Origin of the sequence: Xanthomonas dyei, assembly GCF_002939865.1 — a bacterium.
Classification (GTDB): domain Bacteria; phylum Pseudomonadota; class Gammaproteobacteria; order Xanthomonadales; family Xanthomonadaceae; genus Xanthomonas; species Xanthomonas dyei.
On record NZ_MDEE01000022.1, the window covers coordinates 1 to 12,471 of the forward strand.

Annotated in this window: 7 protein-coding genes, 1 other RNA gene and 1 pseudogene; 2 read left to right on the top strand and 7 right to left on the bottom strand. The window is 59.3% G+C overall.

Going from position 1 to position 12,471, the window contains the following annotated elements:
• Positions 1-95 precede the first annotated feature (95 nt).
• From XdyCFBP7245_RS24925 to XdyCFBP7245_RS14580, 4 genes and pseudogenes are all read right to left on the bottom strand, one after another.
• Positions 96-770: pseudogene (locus tag XdyCFBP7245_RS24925) on the bottom strand (hypothetical protein); the annotation flags it as partial.
• 2,332 nt (positions 771-3,102) lie between these two features.
• Positions 3,103-3,708, bottom strand: coding sequence for a dephospho-CoA kinase (coaE, locus tag XdyCFBP7245_RS14570; protein WP_104616295.1), 606 nt, complete (start codon positions 3,706-3,708; stop codon positions 3,103-3,105).
• 13 nt (positions 3,709-3,721) lie between these two features.
• Positions 3,722-4,585, bottom strand: coding sequence for a prepilin peptidase (locus XdyCFBP7245_RS14575; RefSeq protein WP_104616296.1), 864 nt, complete (start codon positions 4,583-4,585; stop codon positions 3,722-3,724).
• 6 nt (positions 4,586-4,591) lie between these two features.
• Positions 4,592-5,851 carry a type II secretion system F family protein gene (locus tag XdyCFBP7245_RS14580; protein ID WP_104616297.1) on the bottom strand — a complete coding sequence of 420 codons (1,260 nt, stop codon included), beginning with the start codon at positions 5,849-5,851 and terminating at the stop codon, positions 4,592-4,594.
• Positions 5,852-6,195: 344 nt separating this feature from the next.
• Here XdyCFBP7245_RS14580 and XdyCFBP7245_RS24760 point away from each other — a divergent pair, with 344 nt between their 5' ends.
• Together XdyCFBP7245_RS24760 and pilB are read left to right on the top strand one after the other, a co-directional pair.
• Positions 6,196-6,603, top strand: coding sequence for a prepilin-type N-terminal cleavage/methylation domain-containing protein (locus XdyCFBP7245_RS24760; protein ID WP_104616298.1), 408 nt, complete (start codon positions 6,196-6,198; stop codon positions 6,601-6,603).
• A 314-nt stretch (positions 6,604-6,917) separates the two neighbouring features.
• Entirely contained in the window at positions 6,918-8,639 is a 1,722-nt protein-coding gene (gene pilB, locus XdyCFBP7245_RS14590; RefSeq protein ID WP_104616299.1) for a type IV-A pilus assembly ATPase PilB, read from the top strand.
• Positions 8,640-8,938: 299 nt separating this feature from the next.
• On the opposite strand, the gene XdyCFBP7245_RS14595 is transcribed toward pilB, so the two are convergent.
• The 3 genes from XdyCFBP7245_RS14595 to XdyCFBP7245_RS14605 form a co-directional block, all read right to left on the bottom strand.
• On the bottom strand, positions 8,939-10,333 hold the full coding sequence (locus XdyCFBP7245_RS14595; protein ID WP_170068658.1) for a sigma-54-dependent transcriptional regulator: 1,395 nt from the start codon (positions 10,331-10,333) through the stop codon (positions 8,939-8,941).
• A 371-nt stretch (positions 10,334-10,704) separates the two neighbouring features.
• Positions 10,705-10,779, bottom strand: a non-coding RNA gene (locus tag XdyCFBP7245_RS14600) — sX9 sRNA.
• Positions 10,780-10,830: 51 nt separating this feature from the next.
• A complete protein-coding gene (locus XdyCFBP7245_RS14605; RefSeq protein ID WP_104616301.1) occupies positions 10,831-12,447 on the bottom strand; it encodes a sensor histidine kinase in 1,617 nt (538 codons plus the stop codon).
• Between the last annotated feature and the right edge of the window lie 24 nt (positions 12,448-12,471).

The following is a 12,471-nucleotide window of genomic DNA, read 5'->3' on the forward strand; positions in this document are numbered from 1 at the left end:
CAGCGCTTGATCTGTTCTTCGTCCATCACTGCACTCATCGATGTCTCCTCTGAAAACTAACACCTGAGCAGAGTTTCAGTGGGTCATTACAACTTGGTGTCCAGGCCCTTGGGGTCGGTGACCTTGGTGAGGTTGTCCAGCGCGTCGTAGTCGAAGGTGGTGTCGGCCTTGATGCCGGCCACATCCTGCAGGGTGCGCGAGAGGCGGTTGAGCGGGTCGTACTCGCTCTGCGTAGCGGTTGCCAACGCATCGGTGACCTTGGTGGGGTTACCGTTGGCGTCGTACTCGAAGTCGGTCGGATCGCTGGCCGCGGTAGCCTGGGTCTTGAGCTGGCCAAGCTGGTTGTAGACGCGCGAGAGCGTGCGCTTCAACGTGCCTGCCGCATCTTTGGTGTCTTCCTTGATGCGATTGCCGGCATTGTCCAGCGTGTAATGCAGGGTATTGCCCGCATTGTCGGTCATGTCGGTCAGCCGGTGCGCCGCATCGTAGGTAAAGGCAGTGAACGCACCATCGGGCTGGGTGACCTGCTTGACCAGGCCGGTGGGCCAATAGTCGATGCGGGTGATGCGGTCATCGGCTTCGCCGGACGCGTCGCTTCCGCGCACCTTGGTGGCAGTCAGCCAACCGCGCGGGTGGTAGCTGTAGTCGGTGACGATGCCATTGGCGTCCTTGATGGACAGCGGGCGGCCTGCGCCATCGTAGGCGAGGTGCTCGGTAGTTTGGCCGAGGGCGTTGATGGTCTTTTGCAGGTCGCCTTTGCGGTGAAGGCATGTGCCACCGAGCGAACCGCAGCCGACATCATCAGCATCGAAGTAGGCGTACCGAACGGCCTGTCCACGCGCGGTGGTCTGCTGGAGTAGTCCCTCCTGCGGACATCCCGTTTGCCCGGATGCATCGCAGTATTGATAGGTTGTCTGCCTCACTCCCGCAGGCGCCGACGATTGACTGCCGCATTCGTATACCGATGGTTGCGCAATCGCAGGGTCATAGCGGCACGATGACAGGATCAACCCTAGCGAGTTGTATGTCGATGTTTCGGCGCTGACTGTGCTGGATGGTGAAATAACGTTGCGACTGACGATACGGTTATTAGTATTACGCGTCACCTCAGTTGTTCTCAGTTGTCCGGCCTGCGAAGACAAGGTCTCACGGACTAATAGTCCGGTATCTGCGGTGTCTACGAAGTCTCGATACGTTGAAACGCCGTTACGATCCGTACCTCCTCTAGGCCTTCCTCGTTCATCGAAGATCGAACTAAGCGAGCCGCGAGAGTTGGTAATCCCTGTCACTTGCGGAAAGGGTCCAGGAGATAGTGTGTAGACCGACACCTCGCCAAGAGGGCCTGTCACGGTTGCTTGCCCTGCAGCGGAGTACGCGATGACTGTCTTGTCCACCAAGTTCGAGCCAGCATGCAGCATGCTGCCGCTCACGTTTCCTAGGGCGTCGTAACTGAACGTCGCATAGCGAACATCGTTATCAAAAATGCCGGTGAGCAGATGTTCAATGTCGGTTGGCGCAAGGTCTTGCTCATCATATCGATAGGATCTGGACGATCCATCCTGATAGGTGACTTTTGTAAGGTTCCTGCTTTGATCGTATTCATACAATGCACCCGAGCCATCATCCAGCGACACGCGCCGCAGCAGCCCATTTTCATATTGGAAATGCAGTGCTCTGCCAGTTCCATCCACTGCGGCTTCTAGTTGTCCAGATTTGTACGATAGCGCTACATCGTAAGCAGGTCCTCTCGAAGATAAAATTTCCTGCAAGTAGCCAGTTGAGGAGTACGTGCGTCGCTCACCATCCACACGGATCAACAGCCATGAGTCATCAGGCAGGTGCTGCAGACGATCCATTGCATTTTGATCGCCTCTATAAAAGCCGTTGCCGAGTGAAGTGAATCGCTGCAGATATCCTTGCTCTGTGTACAGATAAGGTGTGTCAAACGAACTGCTATGGCTGAGACGTTCTAGAAACGTGTGGCTCCAGCCATGCGCCACTGCGGCTGTAACTTGCAGTTCTTTAAGAGAATGATAATAACGCGAGAACTCGCGGCCTGCGAACGACAGGTCGGGTTCAATCCGCATCTTGTCGCCAGTGGCAGGGAAGCACGGATTTTCATTGGCCGGGCAGGACGGGGTCTGACTTGGTCCTCGCCTCCTCTTTTTGGTAACGCGCTCTATTGGCTTTCCTGCCGTACAAAGGTCTGGCCAATCTGCGATGTGGTCTGATCCGGGAGAAGCATATGCTGGATTGAATCCCCATTTTCCATTGTATCCAGCAGGGCAGTCATAAGTTTGAATCTTTGTAATATCGAACCAAGCTGTTCTGTTGTCTCCCTCCCCGCAGCTGATTTCGTGCTCCATTCGCCTGAAATCAGGTGCGTTAAATGTGAGAACGCCGTAGCCTGGTCCGCCTGCGCTGCTATAGTAGAATGGCTCTGCATAAAAGCCTCGTAGTCGTGTTCCCGTAAAGCTGCATTCAGGTGAGCGTTTTCGATGATAATCACTCATATTGAGTGCGATCTCGTCTTCGTCGGCGCATAGGTTTGTAATATGCGGGTTTGAGGATCTTGTGCAAAATCCTGGTATGAATTCGTAGCCCCATCCGCCCATGCGATATCCGGCGGGCTGGAACTTGGTCGGAGGTTTATCTGGTGCGATATATAGGTAATTTATTTCTGAGTTTGCTTGGGGTGCCTCAGGCGCTTCTGTTCCAAACCGTTCCAGGCTTGACCCGTAGGCGACTCTCCGGCGCATCTCTGTCTCTGCCTGCTGTAGCAATGGAAAGCATGAGCTTCCATAGCAGTATTCCGTTGTCTCGTTCGCAGCTAGGCCGGGTTCCGAAAAAAACAAGAGAGGGAGGATTGAAGTGATGGTCTTTAGAGTAAGTAGGATGTGACCTTTGACGGTGGCTTTCATGCTAATTCCATTTGGCAGTTCGGGATAATGTGAGCGTCGTGGGTCTTTAGAAGCTTCGCCAATTGTGTCGGCGAGCGTCTCGATTTGAAGGAGTCACTCGGGCGACGGTATGGCGAAGCGTGATCTTGAATGGCTTGAGTTGGGGTGCCTTAGTCGGCTCTTTCAGCAAGGCCCGTAAAGATTAATCAGCATCGCGACGATAACGGATGTCGAGGTCATAGGCCGCTTGAGTGAGGTGCGCGAGCTGACTTTTGTTTACAACGACATCATCGGCAATGGCCAGGCGTTGCTCGCGCGTAGCTTGTGTGGCAATCATCTGGTCTGCCAACTTTGGCGTGGCACCGTCCCTCTGCATCAAACGCGCATGTTGCAGAGCAACCGGCATATCGATAACAAGAATGCGATTTAACCAGGGATATGCGTTTCTTCCGCCTGCTTCGGTCAGCAGGGGAATTTCGACGATCGTATAGAGGCCCAAGGCTTCTTTGGCGGCGCGCTGCAGCTCCGCACGGATGGCAGGATGTGTTATCGCTTCTAACACTTTCCGTTGGGCTGGATCGGCGAAGACGATCTGGCGCAGCGCTAGGCGGTCCAGTGTCCCATCCGGTAACAGGAGCCCGTGGCCGAAGTGCTCGGTAATGGCATCGAGGATAGGACCATGCGCCACCACCTGCCGTGCAACAACATCCGCATCGATCACCGCCACGCCCAGCTTCTCGAACTCGGCGGCCAGCGCGCTTTTGCCAGAGGCAATGCCACCGGTGAGGCCGACGATGAAGTCGCTCATCGTCGTGCTCCGGTCAACGCAGGCCTGCGAAGTGCAGGTAGCCGTCCACTAGATCATTGCCCCAGAAGAACACCACCCAGCCGGCGATGGCCAGGTAGGGGCCGAACGGGATCGGCGTAGCGCGGTCGCGACCCTTGGCCGCCAGCCAGATCGAGCCGAGGATGGCGCCGACCAGCGAAGAGATCAGGATGATCGGCAGGATGCCTTTCAGCCCGCACCAGGCACCGAGCGCAGCTAGCAGCTTGAAATCCCCGTGGCCCATGCCTTCCTTGCCGGTGAGCTGCTTGAACAGCCACCACACGGTCCACAGCGACACATAACCGACCGCCGCACCCAGCAGGGCGGGCTTGGCGGGCATATAGAGGTTATCCATCGAGCCGACCAACCCCAGCCACATCAACGGCAGGGTCAGCTGGTCCGGCAGCAGCTTGTGGCGCAGGTCGATGCCGGACATCGCCACCAAAAAGCAGCTCAGCACGATCGCACCGAAGCCCTGCCAGCCGAAGCCGAAGCGCCATACGCTGGCCACGCAAAGGATAGAGGTGAGCAACTCGACCAGCGGGTACTGAATGGAAATCGGCTTGCCGCTGTAACGCGACTTGCCGCGCAGCATCAACCAGCTGACGAGCGGAACGTTCTCCCACCACTTGAGCTTGTCGCCGGTGACCGGATCATGGGACGGCTCCACCACGATCCCCGGCGGTGGCGGCTCGTATAGCTCCGGTAGCTCGAGGATTTCGCGCGCATCGCGCCGCCACTGCCACTCCATGCGCTTGGGCAAGCGCAGGATCACCACGTTCAGGAAGCTGCCGATCAGCAGTCCCAGTCCGGCCGCGGCAGGAAAGCCGAGACCGGGATGCTGGTCGAGAAATGCCATTACGTCTTATCCAACCACTGCGCCGAGTTTGAAGATCGGAAGATACATGCCGATGACCATGCCGCCTACCACGGTGCCCAAAAAAACCATGATCAATGGCTCCATCAAGCTGCTAAGCGCGTCGACGGCATTGTTGACCTCCTGCTCGAAATACTCGGCGACCTTGAACAACATGGTGTCTAGAGCGCCGGCCTCCTCACCGATCGCCGTCATCTGCACCACCATGTGCGGGAACAGATTGACTTGCTTCATTGCCATGTTGACCGGGTAGCCTACGGAGACGTCGTCGCGCATTCTTAGCACGGCTTCTTCGTAGACCTTGTTGCCCGTTGCGCCAGCCACAATGCCAAGTGCTTCAACCAGCGGGACGCCAGCTTTGAAGGTGACCGCTGTAGTGCGGGCAAATCGGGCGATCGAGCTGTTGTGCATGATCTGACCAATAATTGGAAATTTCAGGATCAGCCTGTCCATCGCATGCTGCATACGCAGTGAGCGTTTGTAAGCAAACATGAATCCAAAAAAAGACCCCGCCGCGATCAATAGCAGTAGCCACCAGTAGGCCACCATGAAGCGTGAGGCGTTGACGATGATTTGTGTAAATGCAGGCAGTTCTGCGCCGAAACTTTGGAAAACTTCTTCGAACTGCGGGACCACAAAGATCAAGAGGATTGCACTCACGACAATGGCAACTGCCACTACCATTGCTGGATAAAAAAGAGCCTTCTTGATTTTTCCTTTCAGAGCTTCGATGTTTTCCTTATAGGTCGCCACCGTGTCTAACACTGTTTCCAGTACGCCCGCTCCTTCGCCCGCGCGGACCAGGTTGCGGTAGAGCTCGTCAAATTGAACGGGATGTTTGGAGATGGATTCATGCAGCGATGAGCCGCCCTCGATATCGGCTCTCACCTGGCCCACCATCTGTTTCATCCGCGGGTTCTTATGGCCCTCGCCGATAATCTCCAGTGAACTCACAATGGGGATGCCAGACTTCATCATGGTGGCCATCTGGCGGCTGAAAAAAGCGATATCTTTGGTGCCTATCTTTTTCCCGGCAGCGCCGAACAGTGGCTTCGGCTTGGCCTTGACTACACTAGGCGTAATTCCTTGACGCCGGAGTTCTGCGCGTAACATGTTCGCGTTGCGAGCAGTCTGCTCGCCTTTCATCTTGACGCCACGTTTGTCCGTGCCCTCCCACACGAACGGCTGCTGGAGCGATGTGTTCCTGCTTACAGGCTGATTTTTGACGGCGTTACGGGCAACTGACATGTGACATCCCCAGGTCCGGCCTTCCCCAGGCCTTCTTGCTCGTAATGGTATCTGGTTTTGAGGAAGGTGCGTGCGGTCCGCCGTAAAGCTCAGGTTGCCTCAGGGGGGCTGCCTTCTTGCGCAAAAGGTGACCCATAGCGTCACTTCGGGTAAGGCGTCTCATGCTGTGGCTTTGAGCTTCAAAGCTATGCCGCAGAAGGTCTTGCTGCTTGCGGACGCCCTTGGAGAGGCTGGACAAGAAAGTTGGCACGCTATCTGCATATGCCTTTGTGCAGAACTTGCGGGGTGCTAGCGCAAGTTCAAGGCGCAATCTTACAAATCACCACTCTCTAGGGGACATACGCATGAAGAAGCAACAGGGCTTTACCTTGATCGAATTGATGATCGTCGTCGCGATCATTGCCATCCTGGCCGCGATCGCGCTGCCGGTGTACCGTGACTACACCTCCAAGGCCAAGATCGCCAATGCGGTTGCCAGCTTGGCTGGGGAGAAGATTAAGGTCGGCGAGAACTTTGGAGCGGGTAAAGCCACCACGGCTTTGTGTGATGGCACGCTTACTGGCGTTTGTGTCGGGTCGGGTACCGGCGTGGTATTGACCGGGAGCAACAAGACGACGGGTACTGCCGATACCACCGTCACCATCACTGCGACACTTCCTACCGACTCGACTGGCCAGATCACCTGGGTCTGCGCGGTAACCGCTTCGCCGACCGCGCGCTATAAAGATAAGAACTGCGACAACCTCGGTTAATCGCTGGTGTAGAAAAGCCCGGGTTGTATGACCCGGGCTTTTTTTATTATTCAAACTGTTAGGGGTAACCAAAGCGCTCGCCCTTAGTAGCATTTGTTTTGCTTCTGTGTCATATGCTTGGTTTCATTGCACTTCCATAAAAACCGTGATGTGGTTGTTTCGGCATCTGCTCCGATGTGAAAAATCCCTCGGCGGTCGTTTGAGGGGGCGTGACTTTGCGAGGCACTTGAAAGCTGGTGGCTCTTGTTAACTGGATATCCTCCGAGATGAGTGTTTTACTTCTACAGCCTTCTTGGCAGATATCGGGATCCTAGATGAATCAGAATTTGGTTGGCATCACCGGTATCGCGCGGCGTCTAGTTCAAGATGGCGTGATAGACGAGTCTGTTGCCCGCTCAGCAATGGAGCAGGCGTCAACGGCAAAGATTCCTCTGCCGCAGTGGTTTTCCGATAAGAAACTAGTTTCAGCGCCTCAACTTGCCGCTGCCAACGCAGTCGAGTTCGGCATGCCCTTGATGGACGTGTCTGTTTTCGATGCCAACCAGAACGCGGTCAAGCTGGTCAGCGAGGAGTTGCTCCAGAAGTACCAGGTGCTGCCGCTGTTCAAGCGCGGCAACCGGTTATTCGTGGGGGTGAGCAACCCAACCCAGACCCGGGCGCTGGACGACATCAAGTTTCACACCAATCTGGTGGTGGAGCCGATCCTGGTCGATGAGGATCAGATCCGCCGGACGCTTGAGCAGTGGCAGGCAAGCAATGCGTCGCTAGGTTCATCGCTCGGCAATGACGATGACGACATCGGTGACCTGGACGTGTCGTCCGGGGATGAGGACATGGGCGCCGGCGGGGATTCCGGGGTCGATGCCAAGGGTGACGACACGCCGGTGGTGAAGTTCGTCAACAAGGTGCTGGTGGATGCGATCAGGCGGGGAGCCTCCGACATCCATTTCGAGCCGTATGAAGACGACTATCGGGTGCGCTTGCGCATCGATGGGTTGCTGAAGAACGTGGCCAAGGCGCCGGTGAAGTTGAGTCAGCGCATTGCGGCGCGCCTGAAGGTGATGTCGCAGCTGGATATCGCGGAAAAGCGGGTGCCGCAGGACGGGCGCATCAAGCTCAACCTGTCCAAGACCAAGCAGATCGACTTCCGTGTGAGTACCTTGCCGACGCTGTTCGGCGAGAAGGTGGTGCTGCGTATTTTGGACGCCAGTGCAGCCAAGCTGGGTATCGAGAAGCTGGGCTACGAGGCGGACCAGCAGAAGCTGTTCCTGGATGCGATCCACAAGCCATACGGCATGGTGCTGGTGACCGGGCCGACCGGTTCGGGCAAGACGGTGTCGTTGTATACGGCGCTAGGCATCCTCAACGACGAGACACGCAATATTTCCACGGCCGAGGATCCGGTCGAAATCCGCTTGCCCGGCGTGAATCAGGTACAGCAGAACGTCAAGCGCGGCATGACGTTTGCGGCGGCGCTGCGCTCGTTCCTGCGCCAGGATCCGGACATCATCATGGTCGGCGAAATCCGCGACCTTGAGACAGCCGAGATCGCGATCAAGGCGGCGCAGACCGGCCATATGGTGCTGTCGACGCTGCATACCAACGATGCGCCGCAGACCATCGCGCGTCTGATGAATATGGGCATTGCGCCTTACAACATCACCTCGTCGGTCACGCTGGTGATCGCGCAGCGTCTGGCGCGGCGGCTGTGCAACAACTGCAAGCGCAAGTCGACGCTGCCGGAGCATGCGCTGCTGGCGGAAGGCTTCACGCCCGAGCAGATCGCGAACATCGAGCTGTATGAGGCGGTGGGCTGCGATGAGTGTACCGAGGGGTACAAGGGTCGTACCGGTATCTATCAGGTCATGCCGATGACCGACGAGATCGGCGCGATCGTGCTGGAAGGCGGCAATGCGATGCAGATTGCCGAGGCCGCACAGAGGGTAGGTATCCGCGATCTGCGCCAGTCGGCGTTGATGAAGGCTTCGCATGGGGTAACCAGCCTGGCGGAGATCAATCGGGTGACCAAGGACTGAGCGCCCTCATCCGCCCTTCGGGCACCTTCTCCCGCAGGCGGGAGAAGGGTCTTAAGCGTGCTTCGTGTTGCGGGTTGGTGCTGCCTTGGGCCGTCCTCGGGCAGTTTGGTGCGTGGATGTAAAGGGCCGAGCGGCGGGGAGTCGGATTGGGAATTAGGGAATCGAAGGCGAGCCATGCGCGTGCTGATATCGACTCAGCTTCGGCTCCGCGAGAGTAATCGAAGCTGCTACGTTTTCCCGATCCCGATCCCGATCCCGATCCCGATCCCCCCAATCACCAATCCCCAATCCCGGCCTCTCTACTCCATCCCCAACTTCTTGAGCTTGTAACGCAGCGCCCGAAAGGTAATGCCCAGCTGCGCGGCAGTCTTGGTCTTGTTCCAGCGGTTTTCTTCCAAAGCTTTCTGGATCGCGGCGCGCTCGAGTTGCTCGATGTAAGAGGGTAGTGCAGACGACGCGGGGTCGATATCCACCACGGCTTCGCGCGGTTCGACCGCTGCGCTGCCGGGCGTCGCGGCTAGGCGGTGGCCGCCGTGAGCGGGTAGGCGCAGGTCGGTGGCGCTGATCTGGTCGTCTTCGGCCAGGGCCAGGGCGCGTTCGAGGATGTTTTCCAGCTCGCGGACGTTGCCCGGAAAGCCGTAAGTATTCAGCGCGTCCAGGGCTGATTGGGTCAGCAGTGGAATCGGCCGGCCGTGGCTGCGCGCCAGGCGCGCGATGATGGCGGCGGCCAGTTGCGGCAGGTCGCCACTGCGCTCGCGCAGCGGCGGCACGCGCAGTTCGATCACGTTGATGCGGTAGTAAAGGTCATGCCGGAAGCGGCCGTCGGAGACCAGGTCGCCCAGGTCCTTGTGCGTGGCCGAGAGGATGCGCACGTCCACCAGCGTTTCGCCGGAGGCGCCGACCGGGCGCACCGATTTTTCCTGGATCGCGCGCAGCAATTTGACCTGCATCTGCAGCGGCAGCTCGGCCACTTCGTCCAGAAACAGCGTGCCGCCGTGCGCGGCCTGGAACAGGCCGGGTTTGTCGGCATGCGCGCCGGTGAAGCTGCCCTTTTTGTGGCCGAAGAACTCGCTTTCCATCAGTTCGGCGGGGATGGCGCCGCAGTTCACCGGCACGAACGGGCCGGCGGCGCGGGCGCCTTGCTCGTGGATGGTGCGTGCCACCAGCTCCTTGCCCACGCCGGATTCGCCGACGATATACACCGGCGCCTGGCTACGCGCGACCTTGCCGATGGTGGCGCGCAGGCTCTCCATCGCGGTCGAATCGCCAAGCAGACGGCTGGCCTGTTCGGGCGGCGGCGGGGGCGGTGCAGGGCGGTCGCGGTTGTTCAATTCCAGCGCGTGCTTGACCAGGCCGCGCAGCACACTGATGTCCACCGGCTTGCTGACGAAGTCGAAGGCGCCGGCCTTCAAGGCCTCCACTGCCAGATCCATGCTGCCGAACGCGGTGATCATGGCGACCGGCGTTTGCGGATAGTGCTTTGCGATTTCGGTAACCAGTTCGATGCCGTTGCCGTCGGGCAGCCGCATGTCGGTCAGGCACAGGTCGTAGGGGTTGCTGGCCAGCAGCTCGCGCGCTTCGGCCAGGTTGGCGGCGGTGCTGATGCGCAGGCCCATGCGGCCCAGGGTGAGAACAAGCAACTCGCGGATATCACGCTCGTCATCGACAACCAGGGCACTTTTGGGTTCGCTCATGGTGCGCACGATAGCCCAGCGTGATGACAATCGACAATTGCCTGCACCGACGGCGCGGCAAGCCTGTTCGAAGGAGCTGTCGGAACGCGGGCCCGCGTTGTTGGACGGCAATCAAGGCCTCGGCGCGCTTCCTTGGCACATGCGATCTTATTTGCACGCGGCCTTTTCTGAGAGTGAAACCTGCTTTTTCAGCCGTTTTCAAGCGTTTGAGCATCGGCATACTGTTCTCGAAAGCATCGGCCGTAGACCAAACTACAGCGTGGACGTCGCCGCATCTCGGACGCATGCCCACGCGCACTACAGCAGCGGCGAACCAACCCTGCCCACACACGCAATCGCGAAACGCCCGAATCGGCAAACTCACTTGGAGCGGCTCAAAAAACATAGCGAGCACGTCAGGTGGGCGCGGAAGGCGCGGAGGAAAACGGGGCGTACTGGAGGTGCATGCCGACGTCGAGCATCGGCCGCGCCCGCCCGGCGGGTACCCAGTCCTTCTGTTAGCTGCTCTTACCCTGCAAGGTATTGGGACCCTGCAATGCAATCCGGAAACACGCTCCACCACCGGGAACCGGTACATAGTCCAGTTGCGCCTGGTTGGCGCGACACAGCTCCTGGGCGATGTACAGGCCGAGCCCGGTGCCGTGTTCGGAGGTGGTGTAGAACGGGCGGAACAGTTGCGCGGCCACCGTCTCCGGGATGCCGGGGCCACGATCGACGACATCGATCACCGCCATGCGCTCCTGCCGCTCCACGCGCAGTTTTACCCGAGCCGGTTCGTCCATGACGCGGCCGTACTTGAGCGCGTTATGGACCAGGGCGGTGAGAATTTGATACAGGTGCTTGGGGTCGACCAGGGCATGTACCGAGCTGCCCTGGATGCTGGCCTCAAGGATGTCGGTTTCCATCGACAGGGTCTGCCGATATTCGACCACGAAGCGACGCACGAACGCGGCCAGATCCAGGTTTTCCGGGCTGGCGCGTTCGCGGCGGGCCAGGCCGAGGACGCTTTCGACGATGCCGTTGGTGCGCTGGCATTGCTGATGGATGATCTGCAGCAGGCGGCGGTCGGCATCGCCGATGTCGGGGGATTCTTCCAGCAATTGCGAGGCGTAGCTGATCGCGGCCAGCGGGTTGCGGATCTCGTGGGCCAGGCTGGCCGAAAACCGCCCCATGGCCGACAAGGTCAGCGATTCGGCGCGGCGCGAGACCACCGTGGCATCGTCCAGAAACACCAGCACCATGTCGCTGTCGGCGAGCAGGCGCACGAAGCGCGGCTGCACTTCCGGACGGTCGGCACCGAGTTGCAGCGGCGCTTCTTCCTGTCGCCAGCCGCTGCGCCAGCGCTGCAGCCTGCGTGCCAGTTCCGGGGTGAGCGCGGCCAGCGACAGATCCGCCGGCGCATTGCGTTGGTCGCCATCGCCAAGCAGTGCCAGTGCCGCCTCGTTGGCCAGGGTGATACGGTTATGCGTGTCGACCACCAGTACGCCGGTGCGCATGCGCCGGATGATCAGCTCGTTGATCTCGTACAGATTGGCGACCTGCGCGCCGCGTTCTTCGGCCAGCACCTGGTTGCTGCGCGCGCGCGCGGCGATCTGCTGGCAGATGTAGGCCACCGCCACGTAGCTGGTGGCAAACATCGCCAGCTCGGCCAGCGGGCGGGTGGCGCCGCCTTCGAGCAGCGTCCATAGATATTCGAGCACGATGGCGATGCTGGCGAGCACCGCCACGCTCATGCCGTAGCGCAGTCGCAGCAGAATCGAGGCGGCGGCGACGTTGAATAGCAGCATCATCGCGATGCCGGCGCTGGCGCCGGGCAGGGCGTGGGTGGCCAGGGTGGCGGCGAGGATGTCGGCCACCACCGCGCACAACACGGTGGCGGTCAGCCGGCGTTCGCTGCGGCCCCAGAACAACAGCGGGATGGCCATGCACAGGTAGCCGATCGCCACTCCGGCAGCCAGGCGCGGGTAGCGCGGCTCGGGAATGGCGTCGGACAAGGGACTGAACACCAATGCGGCGATCAGCCCGGCCACCAGCACCCGGTACAACGAAAAGAAGTACAGCTCGCGCTGCGGCGCGGACTGCACCCGGGCGATGAGCGATGCAATGGAGGTCAAGCCGATTCCCCGCCGTAACAAGCC

Excerpts from the sequence above, each read along its gene's own strand:
- coaE (WP_104616295.1), bottom strand. The coding sequence starts at position 3,708 with ATGAGCGACTTCATCGTCGGCCTCACCGGTGGCATTGCCTCTGGCAAA.
- XdyCFBP7245_RS14575 (WP_104616296.1), bottom strand. The coding sequence starts at position 4,585 with ATGGCATTTCTCGACCAGCATCCCGGTCTCGGCTTTCCTGCCGCGGCC.
- XdyCFBP7245_RS14580 (WP_104616297.1), bottom strand. The coding sequence starts at position 5,851 with ATGTCAGTTGCCCGTAACGCCGTCAAAAATCAGCCTGTAAGCAGGAAC.
- XdyCFBP7245_RS24760 (WP_104616298.1), top strand. The coding sequence starts at position 6,196 with ATGAAGAAGCAACAGGGCTTTACCTTGATCGAATTGATGATCGTCGTC.
- pilB (WP_104616299.1), top strand. The coding sequence starts at position 6,918 with ATGAATCAGAATTTGGTTGGCATCACCGGTATCGCGCGGCGTCTAGTT.
- XdyCFBP7245_RS14595 (WP_170068658.1), bottom strand. The coding sequence starts at position 10,333 with ATGAGCGAACCCAAAAGTGCCCTGGTTGTCGATGACGAGCGTGATATC.